19 protein-coding genes are annotated in these 17,069 nt (G+C 35.6%); 8 read left to right on the top strand and 11 right to left on the bottom strand.

The features are described from left to right. Window positions 1–567 precede the first annotated feature (567 nt). Complete coding sequence (locus tag NTX22_08725; GenBank protein ID MCX6150591.1) at window positions 568–801, top strand: AbiEi antitoxin N-terminal domain-containing protein; 234 nt, start codon at window positions 568–570, stop codon at window positions 799–801. Window positions 802–803: 2 nt separating this feature from the next. On the opposite strand, the gene NTX22_08730 is transcribed toward NTX22_08725, so the two are convergent. Then, window positions 804–1,211, bottom strand: a complete 408-nt coding sequence (locus tag NTX22_08730) for a hypothetical protein (GenBank protein ID MCX6150592.1) — start codon at window positions 1,209–1,211, stop codon at window positions 804–806. Window positions 1,212–1,366: 155 nt separating this feature from the next. Between NTX22_08730 and NTX22_08735 the strand changes: the two genes are divergently transcribed. From NTX22_08735 to NTX22_08755, 5 genes are all read left to right on the top strand, one after another. After that, on the top strand, window positions 1,367–3,781 hold the full coding sequence (locus tag NTX22_08735; protein MCX6150593.1) for a xanthine dehydrogenase family protein molybdopterin-binding subunit: 2,415 nt from the start codon (window positions 1,367–1,369) through the stop codon (window positions 3,779–3,781). Continuing rightward, window positions 3,778–4,641, top strand: a complete 864-nt coding sequence (locus NTX22_08740) for an FAD binding domain-containing protein (protein ID MCX6150594.1) — start codon at window positions 3,778–3,780, stop codon at window positions 4,639–4,641. The genes NTX22_08735 and NTX22_08740 overlap by 4 nt, the downstream gene beginning before the upstream one ends. 77 nt (window positions 4,642–4,718) lie before the next feature. Further along, window positions 4,719–5,183 carry a (2Fe-2S)-binding protein gene (locus NTX22_08745; protein ID MCX6150595.1) on the top strand — a complete coding sequence of 155 codons (465 nt, stop codon included), beginning with the start codon at window positions 4,719–4,721 and terminating at the stop codon, window positions 5,181–5,183. Window positions 5,184–5,271: 88 nt separating this feature from the next. Further along, entirely contained in the window at window positions 5,272–7,674 is a 2,403-nt protein-coding gene (locus NTX22_08750; GenBank protein MCX6150596.1) for a TonB-dependent receptor, read from the top strand. A gap of 29 nt (window positions 7,675–7,703) precedes the next feature. Further along, entirely contained in the window at window positions 7,704–8,582 is an 879-nt protein-coding gene (locus tag NTX22_08755) for an EamA family transporter (protein MCX6150597.1), read from the top strand. 40 nt (window positions 8,583–8,622) lie between these two features. Here the strand turns inward: NTX22_08755 and NTX22_08760 are convergent, their stop codons facing one another. The 5 genes from NTX22_08760 to NTX22_08780 all read right to left on the bottom strand — a co-directional run bounded on the left by NTX22_08760 (window position 8,623) and on the right by NTX22_08780 (window position 11,037). Next, the gene (locus tag NTX22_08760; GenBank protein MCX6150598.1) at window positions 8,623–8,823 is read right to left on the bottom strand and encodes a DUF2892 domain-containing protein; all 201 of its coding nucleotides are present in this window, start codon (window positions 8,821–8,823) and stop codon (window positions 8,623–8,625) included. A gap of 17 nt (window positions 8,824–8,840) precedes the next feature. Further along, the gene (locus NTX22_08765) at window positions 8,841–9,221 is read right to left on the bottom strand and encodes an FAD-dependent oxidoreductase (protein MCX6150599.1); all 381 of its coding nucleotides are present in this window, start codon (window positions 9,219–9,221) and stop codon (window positions 8,841–8,843) included. Between the two features lie 348 nt (window positions 9,222–9,569). Then, entirely contained in the window at window positions 9,570–10,190 is a 621-nt protein-coding gene (locus NTX22_08770) for a class I SAM-dependent methyltransferase (GenBank protein MCX6150600.1), read from the bottom strand. A 36-nt stretch (window positions 10,191–10,226) separates the two neighbouring features. Further along, window positions 10,227–10,613, bottom strand: a complete 387-nt coding sequence (locus NTX22_08775; GenBank protein ID MCX6150601.1) for a NifB/NifX family molybdenum-iron cluster-binding protein — start codon at window positions 10,611–10,613, stop codon at window positions 10,227–10,229. 1 nt (window position 10,614) lies between these two features. Then, complete coding sequence (locus NTX22_08780) at window positions 10,615–11,037, bottom strand: DUF134 domain-containing protein (protein MCX6150602.1); 423 nt, start codon at window positions 11,035–11,037, stop codon at window positions 10,615–10,617. A gap of 155 nt (window positions 11,038–11,192) precedes the next feature. On the opposite strand from NTX22_08780, the gene NTX22_08785 reads away from it, so the two are divergent. Both NTX22_08785 and NTX22_08790 read left to right on the top strand, forming a co-directional pair. Further along, window positions 11,193–11,798: a class I SAM-dependent methyltransferase gene (locus tag NTX22_08785; GenBank protein MCX6150603.1), complete on the top strand. Its 606-nt coding sequence runs from the start codon at window positions 11,193–11,195 to the stop codon at window positions 11,796–11,798. A 222-nt stretch (window positions 11,799–12,020) separates the two neighbouring features. Then, window positions 12,021–12,359 carry a hypothetical protein gene (locus tag NTX22_08790; GenBank protein MCX6150604.1) on the top strand — a complete coding sequence of 113 codons (339 nt, stop codon included), beginning with the start codon at window positions 12,021–12,023 and terminating at the stop codon, window positions 12,357–12,359. Between the two features lie 65 nt (window positions 12,360–12,424). On the opposite strand, the gene NTX22_08795 is transcribed toward NTX22_08790, so the two are convergent. From NTX22_08795 to NTX22_08815, 5 genes are read right to left on the bottom strand one after another with little or no spacing between them, the layout of a single operon-like run. Next, window positions 12,425–13,621 (bottom strand): YeeE/YedE thiosulfate transporter family protein, encoded by a 1,197-nt coding sequence (locus tag NTX22_08795; protein MCX6150605.1) that lies wholly within the window; start codon window positions 13,619–13,621, stop codon window positions 12,425–12,427. Window positions 13,622–13,636: 15 nt separating this feature from the next. After that, window positions 13,637–14,152, bottom strand: a complete 516-nt coding sequence (locus NTX22_08800; protein MCX6150606.1) for a YeeE/YedE thiosulfate transporter family protein — start codon at window positions 14,150–14,152, stop codon at window positions 13,637–13,639. Further along, entirely contained in the window at window positions 14,145–14,834 is a 690-nt protein-coding gene (locus tag NTX22_08805) for a cytochrome b/b6 domain-containing protein (protein MCX6150607.1), read from the bottom strand. The genes NTX22_08800 and NTX22_08805 overlap by 8 nt, the downstream gene beginning before the upstream one ends. Before the next feature lie 2 nt (window positions 14,835–14,836). Continuing rightward, window positions 14,837–16,411 carry a tetrathionate reductase family octaheme c-type cytochrome gene (locus NTX22_08810; GenBank protein MCX6150608.1) on the bottom strand — a complete coding sequence of 525 codons (1,575 nt, stop codon included), beginning with the start codon at window positions 16,409–16,411 and terminating at the stop codon, window positions 14,837–14,839. A 56-nt stretch (window positions 16,412–16,467) separates the two neighbouring features. Beyond that, window positions 16,468–16,914 (bottom strand): MerR family transcriptional regulator, encoded by a 447-nt coding sequence (locus tag NTX22_08815; GenBank protein MCX6150609.1) that lies wholly within the window; start codon window positions 16,912–16,914, stop codon window positions 16,468–16,470. Window positions 16,915–17,069 lie beyond the last annotated feature (155 nt).

Genomic DNA, 17,069 nt, shown 5'->3' on the forward strand with positions numbered 1-17,069 from the left:
GATTTTTAGACACTATTTTTTTATCACTTATTCCTTTTCTGTTTATCCTTATTTGGTCTTCAACTTTTCAACAAAGGAATAATTATGTAGAAACTTCTGAAAAATTCAGAATGACAAGTTCTGCAACAGCCTGCGTTAGGCACATAGGCGTCAACTTAAGGAAATTTTGTACTTGAATAACTCCGGCATTTATGCCGGAGTATCGGAATCCTCAAAAAATCCTGGACTTTAGTCCAACCTACTTGCAGTAGGCAAGTACAATCCTATTGTTGGGCTAAAGCCCTAAATTCTTAGAGAATATTCTTTCCCCGACTTGAAAACCTGCCTACGGTAAGCAGGGTCGGGGCTATTTTCATCATAAACTAAATATTTTACCTTAAGTTGACTCCTATGTGCGTTAGGCAAGGTTCGCTTACCTTAAGCTGCAAACAATTCTTCACGGCAGGAACACAAATTGTTTAATTGGGAAGCTGAAAGTTTTTCAATTTCTGTTTTGCTGGTGCTGACTGATAATTGGTCTAATTATTTTATTAGAAGCTGACTAATGGTACGCCTATAATAAAGAAAATAAACCAACTAATAAATAACTGTACAAAGGGAACAGTTGGATTAAGAGAATACCTGGCTTCCAAAGGATTTCAAAAAAAATTATTACGAAAATATGTGAGCGGAACCCGGCTTGAAAGTTTAGATTACGGTGCTTACAAATTAGCTAATGATGAGATAGATTGGTATGGAGCACCAAACACTTTACAAAAGCAAAATAGGTTGCTGTACATCCTGGTGGTAAGACAGCATTAGAATTAAAAGGATATGCCCACAGGAAATCCTTCTTTGTTGACGACCAAGCCAACAGCTATTTGCGGTTGATTAGATTTATTGTCTTTAGAAAATCCGGTTTTACGAAAATCATCAGATATGAATTTTTCAAAGTATAAAGTAGTTACATCGTAGAAGACTATTGCAAAGTCAAAATCAAATTCCTTTACATCAAAGTTAATTGTTAGCTCTTCTGCTTTATCTTTTAGTTTTAGTATTGCTGGAAGTAAATCGTAAATGGTTTGTCTTCGATGTTTTTTGTTGAAATAATTTTCTGAAATCTCAAACGAAAGTAATTTTGAAACTGGTTCAATAATGCGGATAGTAACCAAATCATTAAGTAATTTGTTATTAAAACAAGTGTAACCTAATCTTGCTTGTAATTTGTACAAGGTCTCGTATAAAAACGTGTACTGAAATCCAAGAGATTCACATTGCTCGATAGAAATGAAACGTTCTTCTTGTGGAAACAAAGAAATTTGTTTTGTTTAATAACTTTTAACGAAGTCATAAGTTTCGTATTTTCATTGCAGAATAAATAAAGATTATGAAAAACAATTTCTCTATACTCGGTAAACCAATAGTCCGGCAGGATGGATTGGAAAAAGTAACTGGCAAAGCTAAGTTTGGCAATGATTATAATTTCCCGGGACAGCTTTATGGGGTAATGGTCCGCATCCCTGTGGCTCATGCAAAAATCAAATCGATTGATTACTCCGGTTTGCAAAACAATCCTGCTATTAAAACCATCTGCGATGCAAGCGATATTCCAGGAGAGAAAAACGTAGGACCAACAAAAAAAGATCAACCAATTTTTTCGTCTGATAAAATCGTTACTCCAGGTGATGTTGTTGCAATGTTGGTTGGCGAAAATGAAGAAGAGCTTCTAAAGCTTCGCCACCTTGTAAAAATTGACTATGAATCGCTTCTGGTTCTTACCGATCCAACAAAAGCTATGGACGAAGATGCAATTCTTATTCATCCGGAATTTCCTAACAATGAAATCATCCATCATCCATTGCGCAAAGGAAATATAGAAAAAGGTTTTTCTGAGAGCGATTTTATAATTGAACAGACTTACTCAACTCAACTTGTAGAGCACGCGTATATCGAACCGGAAGTAGTTATTGCAATTCCTCTTGAAGGAAATAAGGGAATTAAAATTATCGGAAGCATCCAGAATCCGCACACAACAAGAAAAATTGTAGCAATGGCTTTAAACTGGCAGCTTACAAAAGTGCGCGTAATTCAGGCAGAACTTGGCGGATCTTTTGGTGGAAAAGATGATACAATGAATATACTTTCTGCACGTGCAGCGGTTGCTGCAATTAAAACTGGTAAGCCAGTTAAGATTCGTTACCGGAGAGAAGAATCCATCCTCGAATCGTACAAACGCCATCCATATATTATGAACTACAAAGTTGGCGTTGCTGCTGATGGAAAGATTAAAGCAATGAAAATAAATATCATTGCAGATGGAGGAGCTTATGCTTCAATGAGCCCGTTCGTTACCTGGCGCACTGTTGTTCAGGCTACTGGTCCTTACGAGATAGAAAATGTTTGGACTGACGTGCGGGCAGTTTATACAAATAATCCTTATACCGGAGCAATGCGCGGGTTTGGCTCACCTCAACCAATCTTTGCACAGGAATCGCTGATGGATGATCTGGCAATTAAACTTGGAATTACTCCAGAGGATATCCGGCGCATAAATGGATTAAAGATAGGATCGATAACTGCAACTGGGCAAAAATTAGAGAATCATGATATTAATCTTATTAAAGTAATGGAAACCGCAATTGAGCAAACTGATTATACTAAGAAATGGCTGGAAAATAGTTTCTTCAATCAGTCACTCAGAATTGAAGAACGATTCAAAGTAGTAAAGGATTTAAACATTGATGAAGTTATTCTGGAAGAAAAAGATTTTATTGCTCCGGATAATTTGTTCAAGAAAGGAATCGGTTTAGCAGTTAGTTTCCGCGGATGCTCTCTTGGAGCAGAAGGAATAGATGCCGCTGCGGCTTATCTTTCAGTTCAATCCGATGGTTCGGTTTATCTTCTTTCTGGCTTAGCCGAAAATGGACAAGGATTAAGAACCACTTTTTCAATCATTGCGGCAGAAGCGCTTGGAATATCTGTTGAAAATATTTTTTATTTAGAATTGGATACTGGAATTATTCCGGATAGTGGTCCAACCGTTGCTTCACGTTCTACGCTTATGGGCGGTGGTGCTGTTAAATCAGCAGCAGAAATTATCCGCGAAAGATTTAAATCGCTGTTAATAGAAGAATGGAAATTAGCGGAAAGCGATGATCTAATATTTGAAAATAATCTGGTTTACATTAAAGAAAATTCTGAAACGCAAATTTCATTTTCTGAACTTTGTTCACTTGCGAGTAAAAAAGGAATAAGCCTGGCAGCAATAGGCTGGTATGAAGGACCAAAAGTTGGCTGGGATGAAGAAACTGGGCAAGGTGATGCCTACTTTACTTATGTTTACGGCTGCCAGGTTGCAGAAGTAACTGTTAACGTTGGAACCGGCGAAGTATATTTAGATAAAGTTACTGCTGTTCACGATCCTGGGAAAGTAATTAATCTGCTTGGTGCAAAAGGACAGGTTTACGGTGGTGTTACCCAGGGAGCCGGATATGCTTTGTGGGAGGAAGTCAGCAGTCACGAAGGATTTATAAGGGAACTGAATTTCGATCAATATTTAATTCCAACCAGCAAAGATGTTGGAGAAATTATTCCCGTCTTTGTAGAAGGAGAAGATAATTTTGGTGCATGGGGCGGAAAATCTCTTGGTGAACCAACGCTCGAATTAACCTCTGCGGCAATTGTAAATGCAATCCGTAATGCTACTGGCAAAAGATATTTTCAACTTCCACTTAATCTGGAAGAAATTATTTTACGGAGAAAGTTGCATCCGGAAGATTTGAAAAGAGGGAGCACAAAATGATTCCGAAATTTAATTTTGTACGCCCCAATAATTTAAATGAGATTCTGGAAATACTGCATCAACAAAAGGATCGGGCAAAAATACTTGCTGGTGGGACTGATATAATTCCCGGATTCCAAATTGAATCGAAGAGATTTACAGACATTAACTTAATTGTTGATATAAACAGAATTGATGAATTAAAAACAGTTGAGAAAGTGCACGATAAAATTAGAATTGGAAGCGCTGTTACTTTTTCAGAAATTAATAACAACAAACTTCTCCAGGATAAGTTTCCGCTTTTAACAAAAGCAACTTTAACCATAGGAAGTTTGCAGATTAGAAACCGCGCAACAATTGCCGGTAACTTTGTTAACAACGCGCCCTGCGCGGATAGTGTTCCACCGCTGTTAGTTTATAATGCAATTGTAAAAATACAATCCCTGCTAAGTGTTCGGGAAATTTCATTGCAGGAATTTTTGGTTTCACCATATAAAACTCAACTTAAACCCGATGAGGTAGTTACTGAGATTCTACTTCCGATTCCCGCGGACAATTTTAATGGTGATTTCTATAAACTTGGCAGAAGACGCGGAGTAGCTATAAGCAGAATTACTCTTGCACTGCTTTGCAAAACAAACAATTCTATTATAGATGAAATAAGAATTGCCAGCGGTGCCATTACACCGATTGGAAAACGTTTTTATGAATTAGAAAAATTTGCACAAGGCAAGTCGACTGATTCTGATTTCTTCAAAACATTATCTATCGAACTTGGAAGAAAAATTTTGGAAGAATCCGGAAGTCGATGGTCGAGTCCATATAAATTACCAGTTGTACAACAAATGTTTTATCAATTACTGGAAAGAGTTTGTAGATAAAAGATAAATGGTTTAATTGTTACATTGCCGAAAAGCCAAGTTTAATGATAACAATTTAACAAAGCAGCAATTAAACAATGGATGATATGAAAATAAGTTTCAAATTAAATAACGAACAAGTAAACATTGAAGTTCAACCAAATCGGCGCCTGCTTGATTTACTCCGCGAGGATTTAGGATTAACCGGAACCAAAGAAGGTTGTAGCATTGGAGAATGCGGCGCCTGCACAGTTTTAATAAATGGTAAAGCAGTAAATTCATGTTTAGTTCTTGCTGTTCAGGTTGATGGAACCGAAATCTTAACTGTTGAGGGTTTGACCCAAAATGGTGGATTACATAAACTTCAGGAAAATTTTTTGAAGTATGGTTCAATTCAATGTGGTTTCTGTACCCCAGGAATGCTAATGTCTGCGTATGCTCTGTTTTTAGAAAATCCAGATCCTACCGAAGATGAAATAAAAGAAGCTATTTCCGGAAATCTCTGCCGATGCACTGGTTACAAACAAATTATTGAAGCAGTAAAAGAAAGTTCAATGCAGTGAAAAGGGATTCATAATTCAGAATTATAAAACCTTTGAATCTATCAAGAATAATTACAATTCATTTTTAATCAGGAAGAACAAATAAGTAATGCAGCATATAAATAAATTACTCGTTTTAATTTTTACAATTTTTTATTTAATGGCAGCTTCGTTTCTATTTGCCCAAACAGGTTCAATATCAGGCAGCGTATCAAACCGAGATAATGAGAAAGGAATTGCCGGAGCAAATATTTTTATTGAAGAGATAAACACAGGAACATCAACAGATGATTCTGGTGAATTTAGATTTAATCAAGTTCCCAAAGGAAATTACACGTTGATTTTTTCTTTTGTTGGATTTAAAACAGAAAGAACAAAAATAAAAATTACAGGCGATTCTTCTTTAACAATAAAAATAAACCTTCAACCATCATCTGTCTTTTTAGGTGAAGTTACTGTATCGAGCAGCAGGCATGAAAAAATGTTCAGAGATGTTCCAATCCCAATGGAACTTGAAACAAGCGAACAGATAAAAAAAATTCCCGCACTAACCGTCTCAGATGCATTAAAAAATTTGCCGGGCGTTTCATTATCCCGCGATGGAATTTGGGGAACATACGTTAGTATCCGGGGATTTAACCGCGCAAGCATTGTTACTTTAGTTGACGGTAATAGAATTGAAACAGCAACTGATATTGCCGCTGGATTATCGATGATCGACCTTTCGGACGTTGACAGAATTGAAGTTATAAAAGGAGCGGCTTCTTCATTATACGGAACCGGTGCGGTTGGCGGAGTTGTAAATATATTCACTAAGTCAGCGTACTTTAGTAACGCATATTACAATAATGGAAAATTAACGAGTTCTTATAACTCAGTAAATAATCAACCAGCTTTTAATTTATCATTAAATTCGGGTGGCAATAAATGGTACACTCATTTAAGCGGAATGATAAGAAAGGCAGAGAATACAAGAACACCAGTTGGTACATTAATGAATAGCCAATTTGAAGATAACAACATTTCTGTTTCAGTTGGAGTAATGCCGTTTATTGATCACGAATTTAAAGTTAGTTTTCAACAATTCAATGCGGAGAATGTCGGCATTCCAGGCGCTAGTTCTTCCTTTCCATCAATTGCAGATGTCCGGTATCCAAAAGAAATGCGGCGGATGATTAGCGCTGAATATAAAATCAATAATTTATCTGAATCGTTTCATAACCTGTCCTTTAAAGTATTCAATCAATTAATACAAAGAGATGTTGAAAATATTCCACACACTGTTCAGAATGTTCCCGCACAAGCCGGGCAGCCACCAAAAAGAGTTAGCGTTTTAAAAATAACTCCAAACGCAGATCATGACACTTATGGATTTCAATCTCAATCTGATTGGACGTTTTCAAAGATCCATTACTTAATTGCCGGAATAGACGGCTGGCAGAGAAGCTATAAAGGTAACAGAGAAAAATCCCAGAAGATTGAAGTACTTAATCCTACAGATCAATCTGTTGTAAGTGAAACAAATAAAATAATTGGAGAAAAGCCGGTTCCCGATTCAAAATTTTTTAGCCTTGGAGTTTATGCACAGGACGACATAAAATTGATTGAAGATAAACTGAGTATGACGGTTGGTGGTAGAGTTGACAGGATTAATATAAGTAATGAAAAAACTTATAATCCTGTTTACGAAATTACAAATGGTGTTTGGAATGATGCTCCATCAAGCCAGATTTTGTATTGGGATAAAAAAAATGTAAATGATATTTCATATAGTGGAAACATTAATTTTTTATACAAAGCTTTTAATGATATCGATTTTACATTTAGCTCTGCTCATTCATTCAGATCCCCTTCACTTGAGGAACGATACCAGTACATTGATCAGGGAAGTGTTATCCGGCTGGGCGATCCGAATCTTAAACCAGAAAAAGGATGGTTCTTTGATCTTGGGATGAGAGTGTGGAAAACTGATTTTAATTTCACCGGGGATATTTTTTGGAATTCATTAACCGATCTTGTTGTAGAAATGCCGGGAAGTTATGAAGGAAGAAAAGCGCTTATTAAAACCAACATCGGCAAAGCACAGCTTTACGGATTTGATTTAGGTCTCCAATATAATTTTTTAACAAGCTTTGTAGGTTATGCAACTGCCGCTTATGTAAATGGTAAAGATGTATTTAACCATACATACTTACCTCAAATTTCTCCACTGAACGGAAAGGCGGGGATAAAAACATCAGAAGCAAAATATTTTGATGTGGATTTATCAGCAACATTATTTGGTAAACAAAATAAAGTAGCTGTAGGAGAATTAGCAACACCGGGCTATGTCTATTTCGATTTGTATTTAAGCTCAATTCAATTCGATCTTGGATTGATTAAATACCAAATCTTTGCCGGCGTAGAAAATCTGACAGACAAAGCTTATAGAAATCATCTTTCAACTAATCGTGGGCTAATCACCATTGAGCCTGGAAGAAATATCTTTGCACGTCTTAGCATCAATTGGTAATTTTTATCAGCAATAATTAAAGTAACTGTATGAACTGGTTTTTATTAGCTTCCATATCGGCTGTATTTTCTGCAATAGCAGCAATATCACAAAAGAAAATACTTTTTACACTAAACGCTCTTGAGTTTTCTTTTTTCGTATCAGTGTTTGGATTTGTTTTTTCAATTCCATTTTTCTTTTATATAAATTATGCGGAACTAACATCTGCCAGCCTATTAATTCTTTTTATTAAATCCATTCTGGGGGCGTTGGCATTTTTATGTGTAATGCTGTCAATCAAAAATTTGGAAATCAGCAAAGCACTTCCTTTGATGGCTCTTACACCTGGATTTGTAGCGTTCTTTGCTTTTATCTTTCTTGGAGAAACACTTTCTGCTTCAGAGCTAACCGGGCTTATGCTGCTTCTTGTCGGCGTATATATTTTGGAAACAAAACCTGTTCAAACTTTATTTGAACCATTTCATATTTTTTTAAAATCTAAAAATTACCGATATGTTATTTTAGCCTTATTGCTATTTACTGCTACTTCAATATTGGACAAACTTTTGTTAAAGGAATATAAGCTACCACCAATTGGCTTCATGGCATTTCAACAATTATTCTTTGCAATAACATTTGGAGTTATTTATTTATTCAGTAGAAAAGAAGGGAATCATTTAATTAAATCTTTTGATAAGAAAATATTAATGTTGATTGTACTCGTAGCAATTTTAACAATTGGATATCGATATACGCAAATAAATGCCACAAAGATTGCCCCGGTTTCACTAGTATTAGCAGTTAAAAGAACCTCTGTTTTTTTTGCTGCTTTAATTGGTGGAAAAATGTTTGATGAAACAAACCTGTTGAAAAAGGCGGTTGCCGCAGCAATTATAATTGGTGGATCATTACTAATTTTACAAGAATAGAAAAATCTTCAAAGATTCAAAATTGAATTGAAGTTCAACATTATTTATTCAGATTGGAATGTTCTTTAGTAGATTCAATCTTACAAGCAGTGTTTCCTGATGAACTACATGTGGGACAAGTATTAAATATGCCAGTTATCAAAGGAAGAATTCCAATTATCCACCACCCGCTTTGAAAAATTAATCCACCTAAAATAATTGCAGTGCCAATACCTATCCGAATTTTTCTGCTTAAATCCATTTCATTTATTCCATATTCTAGTTGATAATAATTGAATTCAATTCTTTTTTAATATTATTCACATACTCCGACGCGCTTAAGGCAGCAATAGTGCCATCTGCAACTGCAGTTGTTACTTGTCGGTATCGTTTTGCAATGGAATCACCCGCGGCATAAACTCCAGCAATGTTTGTTGCCATATTGTTATCAACAATTATCTCCCGGAACTTATTAAGAGTAACTTTATCGCCAATCTTTTCTGTATTCGGGACATAGCCGATAAAAATGAAAACACCATCAACTTTCATATCGCTCAATTCATTAGTATTCTGATTTTCAATTCTAATACTCTCAAGTTTCTCTTCACCAACAAATTCAGTTATCTTGGATTCTATTACTTCGTAAACTGGAATACACATCTGTCCCTTCCGCAACAATTCATTACGTTTTCATTTTCCTGCAGAAGTTTTGTGTGTTCTTGTGCAGAAAGAATATGAGTTAAGTTTGTGTTTAACAAGATTGTTTCCTTTTATTAATTTTGTAATGGTAAGATGAAATCAGTTTGGGAAAGATTCATTTAAGAATAATCATAAGATTGATCTGTGAATGGACTTATAATTTTGATAATGAATTTGTAGCGTTAGCCCTTGGAATTACTTCCGTGTTCAACAAAACCAAGCACTAACTTTAAATTAACGCCTACTCATTTTTGTGCAAGTAATCCCGATTACAACAAGAATGTATGCGTTATGCTCTATATATCATCTTTATTTGGAAGCAACTACAATGTGACTTATTGAAGATTGGATTTTTATTTCTTTAATAATTTTAAAACCAGTTTTACTTACCAGATCATAAATGCCGCCATTTGCAACATAACTTTTATAGTTTTTATAATGATTCGATCCGGCAGCAAACTCAATTACTTCATTCAGCAAACTCCACAAACCAATTGGTTTTGGAACAAGATAATCACCAATAATAAACTTATCCGCAATTTGCGCTATTTCATTTAAGAGTTTTACCCGCTCTTCTATATTTACTTCGTGGATAACATATGTTATAACCGCGTAATCAAAATGTTCTTTGCCTTCTGAGATTGTCTCACTAACACTTTTATGCTGAAAAGTAATTTTACTATTTGGATTTTTTGAAAGTAGTAAATTAGCCCTATTTACATTTCGAATTGATAAATCAATTCCCTTAATTGAATTGCATTTATCGGCAATAAAAAAAGAGAATCGACCTGTACCGCAGCCAATATCAATTATGTTCGAGTCCGGTTCTATAAGATTTTTAATTTGTCCAAATAATCTATCTTGATTCGGCGCAATAAATTTATCGTAGAACCAACCATCATACCAATGGTTTTTATTTATTATTTCCATTTTTATTCTTAAGAATAGCCAACAACCACCAGAATCTTAATTATTATGTCCGCATTGGTTTCCATCTTCATTATGATGACCTTGGTGCAAATGGCATGTTTCCCCAGAATCAACAAGTTCTCCTTTAACAAAATTTTGAACAAGAGCATTCACATCACCTTCGCATCCTCTAAACACATCAATTCCATGATAATTTAGGACATTCACAGCACCACCGCCCATATTGCCAGCAAGCATAACTTCAACCCCCATCTCTTGTAGAATTGATGCAATGTTTGATTTACATCCGCAGCCTTGTGGTGATTCTATCATCTGTGAGTTATTAACTTCTCCATTTTCGATAGTGACTACAGTAAAATATTCGCAATGCCCAAAATGAGCATCAACCTGATTGTTTTGTGTAGTCGGTACTGCAATTTTCATCTTAGTTCTCCTTGTTTATTCTTTTGCACTTGTGGCAAGTTTCATTATTGTTTATTGAATTATTTTTTTTAAGTGAACCGCAGTTTTTGCATTTAACAGTTCGCTTCTCTTTTAACTCTGCTGGGAACTCATTGCCGATCTTGATCGCTTTTCCGTGTAGAATAGCATCTACAACTTTATTCCTTGCACTTTCAACTATTCTTCCAAATGTAGCCCTGGATATTTTCATTTTAATTGCGCTTCTTTCATGAGAATAAGCGAGAAGATCTGCCAATCTAAGAGCTTCCAATTCATCTGCATCAAGAATTATCTCTTCCAATTCAGTCATTGGAATACCTTGCGGTTTAAAATAATAGGAAACCGGATTACAATTTATTTTTCTGTGTTTTTTGGGTCTGGGCATAAATTTTATTATTTCGAGCATATGCTCATAATAAAATTATTATTATATTTGCAATAAAGCAATACTTAAATAATTGGGAATTCAATTTTGATGTACGCTTTCACAATCGAATTACTTAAGAAAGTATTGAATTTATTATTTGTAATATTATTAATAATTTATCTGCTGGTTTATTGATGGAAAAAATTAGAACAATACCTAAATCGGAAAGTGATTTGCTGCTTAAAAGCTGGGGTTATGATTTAATTGATGACTACTTCCAAATGATTACTGAAGCAGGTTTTCCGCACAATAACATCATCCTTGATGTTGCAACCGGAACCGGTAGAGCTGCTTCGGTTTTATCGAGGTTGGATTTTCAGGTACTTACAGGTGATTATAGCTTGGATAAGAAGATTGAGGCAGAAACAAGAATAACGGAAGAATATCTTTGCGAAGTTGAATTCCTTAAACTGAACCTTGAGAATATTCCATTTGAAGATAACTCCATTGAAAATATAGTTTGTATAAATACACTGCACGAACTTGAAAATCCATTATTAAGCATCAGCGAAATAATCCGTATCCATTCTACCAAGGGAATATTGCTGGTTGCTGATTTTAATTCTGAAGGATTTGATGTTTTAGATAAACTGCACACAACTCAATTTGGGAAGCTACATCCAAGAGGAAAAATTTCTTTAAATGAATTAGAAAATATTCTAAAAAATAAATACTCTGTTATTAAAAAGGTTGAAACACAACTTAATACTGCTTATATAGTTCAGAAAAAAAGAAGTTAGGAAAGAGAGCGGGAAATATAATAATACAAGCAAATAAAATTATATTTAAAGAAAATAGATTTGATTCTCATTCGACAAACCTTGCAGCAATTTTCGACAGATAAGACGAAATGAAAACAAAATAATTGGTTTTGGATTAAAAAATCCATCGGCACGATGATTGGACTTATCGCAACCGAGTTAACTCAATAACAATCATCAACATAAAAAAGGAGTTATAAAATGAATACGAACAAAATTAAATTTGTTGTAATGTTAATTGCGCTTTTTACTTTTGTCTCTTTATCAACAAGCGTTTCTGCACAAGTACAAGAAACAAAACAAACGAATCACGGACCACGATTTGTTGACGCAAATGGAGATGGAATCTGCGATAACATGATAGACACTAATAATGATGGAATTCCAGATACCAGAAACGGAAAGGGAACTGGTCCAAAAGACGGTACTGGAAAAAAACATGGTTATGGTAACGGAAATGGAACAGGAACTGGTTTACACCAAAATGGTACAGGAGTTTGTGATGGAACAGGACCAAAAGGTAAAAGAGGTGGAAAGTAACTTGGTCGGTAAATAGTATAAACAATAACCTTCAAGGTCTTTAACTACCTTGAAGGTTTTTATTTTTAACATCCTCCAACTATCCGCTTTACTTGTTTTTTTTCTCCAGCAGTTTGCTTTAGTTTATTTTCTTTAATGAGTTCAGGAATAACCAGGTTTGCCTTTGTTCTAAAGCGATAAGTATCGGCTTCATTTCTACTATTTATTTTTTCAGGCATTTTAAAATTTAGAATATCCATTTTAAATTGATTCAAGCCTCCTTTAAGAACTAATACATCTTCAAAACCCAATTCTTTTGCAAGTACAGCGCCTTTTTTTGCGGTTACCTCTTCATTTGCAATAAAAATGTTTCTTTTATGTTTGAGCAAAAGAAGATTATGGATATCCTTTTCAAAAATATTTTCCAATGAAAAGTGATTTGATTTTGGCAGCGACATCGCATCAAATTCTTTTTGAGAACGTAAATCAATTATCTGCAGATTTTGGTCATCATCAATCAATCTGAAAGCAAGCTCATCACTTGTAATTGTTTTAATTGGATATCCGGCAATAAAGTTTTCATCGGAAACCTTTCTAAGCATTGCTCCTTTTCTATCAGGCATAGCGAAAGCGGAAAGCCCAATCAACAAGGCTATTGCCGTTAATCCGAAATAAAGCGGTTTAGAACTAAACTCAGGATTTGGTTTGCCGTTAACTTTATTCTCAATCAAAGTAACAGCCCAAAAAGCACCAACAGCCATCGCAGTTAAAAGAAAAGCAAAAAGCGATTGCGACATTCCGAGTGTTTCAAATATTCTTGGACTTCCCCAGTTTGCTGATTTATATAATCCTTCGAATAGTGGGTAGCCTTCTGCAAAAACAAAAACTCCTATGAACGACCCGCCAATAAAAATCATTGCATCTATTTTTCCTATGGCTGCGGCACAAACACTTGTACCCGGGCAATAACCGCCGATAACAAATCCCAATCCCATTATCAATCCACCTACTAATGCAGACCAGAGGAAAGTTGGATTAACATAGACAAGCGAAATATCCAGCAATCCAAAATGATCGAATGCAACAACGCCAATCATAGCAGTAACGCCTCCGGTAAAGAAAACGCGAAGAACAGTAAAGTCGTATCCGTAAAAAAGTCCAACAAGTTTTTTAGATGTTGAGAAGCCGGCTTGTTCAAGTATAAAGCCGAATGCAATTCCAATGAAAAGCGCAACTACAAAATTTAATTCGTTTCCAATTACTTCCGGTACTAATGGTCCCATCTTTATATCTCCTTTTTATAGCCACAGTTTTCTAAAAAAATATGCGACTGCATAAGCGCCACCAAAAATTGCGAACATTGTAATTATTCCACCGAAAGAAAGCACTGCCATCCCACTTAATGCTGCTCCACTGGTACAGCCTCTGCCAAGCTGTGCACCAAATCCGAATAATGCCCCGCCGATTAATGCTCCAACAACTCTAATTTTGCTTTTTATTTTTGGTGAGTGTTCAAGTGTAAATTTGAGGCGGTTTGAAATTAATCCCGAGATGAAAGCACCAATAACAACTCCTATCACTTCGAAGACCAGCCAGTTTTTTAATGGATTGCCAGGATGTTCTTCTGAGTACTCTTTATAAAATTTTGTTTCGGATGTATGTGCTGGTGTAACGGTTTCAACCGCTGCCACAACAGCGCTTTTAACGGCACCACTTGCACCAAGCCCTCTTCCGGTTATGTATATTGTAGCTAATAAAATCAAACCGAGAAAAAATCCGGCTAAATATGGATTCATATATTTTGTTTCATTCATTGGTAACCTCAACTTCAGCAATTTTTGTTTCGTTGGTTAATTCGCTTTTTTCTTGATGGTGTTTTTCTTTTCCATCGCTTTCCAATTCTTCATAACCGGTTATCATCGCTTTAAGATTAGAAGTAACAGTTGTGCCGGTTGTAATTAAGTAAAGATGAACAATTATAAAACCAAGTAGTAGGAATGCACCGGCTGTGTGGAAAAGTGCAATCACTTCAATTGAATCAATATTCAATCCTTCTATTCCGCCTTTTTGTGGATAACGGTAAAACATGTATAACAATCCGGAAATAACCATTGTTGGAATCACCAAAATCTTCAAAGAAAGGTAGACCAATTTTTGAAGTGGATTGAGTTTGCTTAATACTGTTTTCTTTGTGGGATGCGGTGCGTTCCTAAAAATTCCAAACAAATAATAGTTTATCTGTGCTCTCATATTCTTTACTGTTGGAAGGTATTGTCTCCACTCTCCGGTAGAAAAATGCCAGAAGATTGCGAATACAATTAAAACAATAAACGCATATGCTGCAATGTTGTGATACTTAACTGCATTTTGATATCCGAAAAAATTTATTGAACCGTGAATTTCAAATCCCGTTACCGCCATAAAAAAGATGATGATTGCCTGCATCCAATGCCAGAATCGTTCGAAGGCTCTATAGATATATACTTTCTGTTTCATTATCATCCTCTCTTTTTCATTTTGCGTGAAGAAAAAATTCTAATTGTCCCGTGAGCAAAAACTCCAATAAGTGATAGCACCAAAATACCGCCGCCTGCAAATTCTATAAACGGACTGAAATCTCGTGCCGGCATGTAGAAATCTTTTAATCCAGCCAAACGGCTGTTATCGCGGGTATGGCATTCATTACACGTAACAGATTTTTCTTTCGATGAAACCATGTGATTAACAGGCCAATACATTTCTGTTTGAATAAAAGCAACTTTGCCGCTGAATGGAAGATTAACATCTTTCATCCCAACTTCAGAAGCACGAATCCAATCGAAATCTTTCCACAGAGCTCCTTCACCTTTTTTTTCCGCATAAAGTTTTGGTTGAATTAACATTTTTGTAACCGGGTCAAATGGCTGCTTTGCCCTGTGAATTTTTACAGGAGTAATTTTAGAATCTCTGTCATCGTACGAACCGTTTAGTGTGTTAAGCACCAATGGCACTGAGGTATTGGCAACTGAATCGCCTAAGAGATAATGAGTTGCTGTTCCATTAAACCAGATATAATCCGGTTTAAGATTTTTTCCCCACTTAAAATTTCCTTTGATAGATAGATAAGTGTGGTTTCCCTCTTTATCATCTTCTTCATAGGGATTGCCATCTTTAAGTTTACCGGCAGTAGACCAATCCCAATCAGTCTTGGTTGCATTTACTTTTGCATAAACCGGAATGTGGCAGGTTTGGCAAGCTACTTTTAAAGTATGCTTGTTCAGGATTGAACTTTCATGAGGATTTTCAGAATGACACTCTTCGCAGGTAGCTCGGTTACGGTTCATCGAAGAAAGTGAGTACATTTTTCCGCTGATGTTATGCTTTTCTGTTTTGTGGCAATCAATACATTGCAAATTCATTCCATCGGTTCCCATATGAACATCAACTTCTTTAGATGGTTCAAACATTGCTTTTTCAAGATCGCCATGTTTTACGTTGTTGCCACCTCCGCCAAAAAAATGGCATACTCCGCAATTAGATCTTTTAGGCTCGCCAACATGTTGGGCAATGTTTGAAAAATCCAGGGTTAAATCCGGGGCGCCGCCTTTTTCCGGAGCCTTTGCATAGGTCTCCGTATTATCATGGCAAACAAGGCAATCAATGTTTGTGGAATCTGTATAAGAAAAAGTTTTGGAATCTTTCATCCCATAGCCAATATGGCATTTGGCACAGCTTGCTTCGTTTCCTTCTGTACCGATGCAGAAATTGTTAATTGCATTTTTTTTACCAAGATACACTATTCCGCGTCCTTCAACATATTCCTCGCGTTCCCAATTCCAGTGCGTGGATTTCATTATCTCCTGTGCACGTCCATTGTGGCACGAAAGGCATGCTTCCGTTGCTTCTTGCGGAGTCTTAAATTTTTTCTGAAGCGCTGCAAATTTAGTATGATCAACTGAAGGTGCTGTTTTTTTTGATAACCTGGTTTTTAGCAAAGTTAATTGGTCCGGTTCGGTTTCTTTAGAGGAAAGAAAACTTACCGCACTTACAATCAATATGCCTAATAGTGCCAGTGATATAAGAATTTTTTTCATGTTATCTACATTTATTGTTTATTATTATTAACAAAGTATTTTCTGGTGCTCGTCAATTATTTTACCGCATAACTTTTAATTAGCTCTTTTACTTTTCCACATTCAGAATAGTTTTTATAAACCTCACAATCACGGCATCCTCGTTTTTCGCAGATTGTTCCTTTATGAATTTCCGCCCAACACGCCTGATTATGTGAGTTGAATGCACTGCACTTCTTCCTGTCCCTTTCAGAACAATGAATTATTTCCCAGCAGGGAATAAGCGAATAGATTGTTTTTATTCCATTGATGCTAATCTTCAATTCATTTATTGCTCCTCGGATGCATTCAATCCGTTCAATATCGTCTTTAGAGAAAAGTCTTTGGTTAGATTCTTTTTTAAATGGAACGAATAAACCTTCTCTTTCATACATCCGGATAGTATGAACAGAAATTTTTAGCAGTTTTGCGGCAGCACTGATTGGAAATATCGGTTCTTCTTTGGCAATATCTATTTCTTTCATGATTTGTTCAATTGTTGATATTTATAAATATCAACTTTGTTGCCAGATATAAATCTGGTAAATTTTTAAATTTTAGCTATTATCCAATCCGGAAAATTTCCGATTATAAGAAATATTCTTCAAAACATTACAAAATTTGGGAAAGATGAATTTGT

The organism is Ignavibacteriales bacterium (assembly GCA_026390815.1).
Classification (GTDB): Bacteria; Bacteroidota; Ignavibacteria; order Ignavibacteriales; family SURF-24; genus JAPLFH01.

What these genes read in the sequence shown, in the direction of transcription:
- NTX22_08735 (MCX6150593.1), top strand. Translation starts at nt 1,367, where the DNA reads ATGAAAAACAATTTCTCTATACTCGGTAAACCAATAGTCCGGCAGGAT.
- NTX22_08740 (MCX6150594.1), top strand. Translation starts at nt 3,778, where the DNA reads ATGATTCCGAAATTTAATTTTGTACGCCCCAATAATTTAAATGAGATT.
- NTX22_08745 (MCX6150595.1), top strand. Translation starts at nt 4,719, where the DNA reads ATGGATGATATGAAAATAAGTTTCAAATTAAATAACGAACAAGTAAAC.
- NTX22_08750 (MCX6150596.1), top strand. Translation starts at nt 5,272, where the DNA reads ATGCAGCATATAAATAAATTACTCGTTTTAATTTTTACAATTTTTTAT.
- NTX22_08755 (MCX6150597.1), top strand. Translation starts at nt 7,704, where the DNA reads ATGAACTGGTTTTTATTAGCTTCCATATCGGCTGTATTTTCTGCAATA.
- NTX22_08760 (MCX6150598.1), bottom strand. Translation starts at nt 8,823, where the DNA reads ATGGATTTAAGCAGAAAAATTCGGATAGGTATTGGCACTGCAATTATT.
- NTX22_08765 (MCX6150599.1), bottom strand. Translation starts at nt 9,221, where the DNA reads ATGTGTATTCCAGTTTACGAAGTAATAGAATCCAAGATAACTGAATTT.
- NTX22_08770 (MCX6150600.1), bottom strand. Translation starts at nt 10,190, where the DNA reads ATGGAAATAATAAATAAAAACCATTGGTATGATGGTTGGTTCTACGAT.
- NTX22_08775 (MCX6150601.1), bottom strand. Translation starts at nt 10,613, where the DNA reads ATGAAAATTGCAGTACCGACTACACAAAACAATCAGGTTGATGCTCAT.
- NTX22_08780 (MCX6150602.1), bottom strand. Translation starts at nt 11,037, where the DNA reads ATGCTCGAAATAATAAAATTTATGCCCAGACCCAAAAAACACAGAAAA.
- NTX22_08785 (MCX6150603.1), top strand. Translation starts at nt 11,193, where the DNA reads ATGGAAAAAATTAGAACAATACCTAAATCGGAAAGTGATTTGCTGCTT.
- NTX22_08790 (MCX6150604.1), top strand. Translation starts at nt 12,021, where the DNA reads ATGAATACGAACAAAATTAAATTTGTTGTAATGTTAATTGCGCTTTTT.
- NTX22_08795 (MCX6150605.1), bottom strand. Translation starts at nt 13,621, where the DNA reads ATGGGACCATTAGTACCGGAAGTAATTGGAAACGAATTAAATTTTGTA.
- NTX22_08800 (MCX6150606.1), bottom strand. Translation starts at nt 14,152, where the DNA reads ATGAATGAAACAAAATATATGAATCCATATTTAGCCGGATTTTTTCTC.
- NTX22_08805 (MCX6150607.1), bottom strand. Translation starts at nt 14,834, where the DNA reads ATGAAACAGAAAGTATATATCTATAGAGCCTTCGAACGATTCTGGCAT.
- NTX22_08810 (MCX6150608.1), bottom strand. Translation starts at nt 16,411, where the DNA reads ATGAAAAAAATTCTTATATCACTGGCACTATTAGGCATATTGATTGTA.
- NTX22_08815 (MCX6150609.1), bottom strand. Translation starts at nt 16,914, where the DNA reads ATGAAAGAAATAGATATTGCCAAAGAAGAACCGATATTTCCAATCAGT.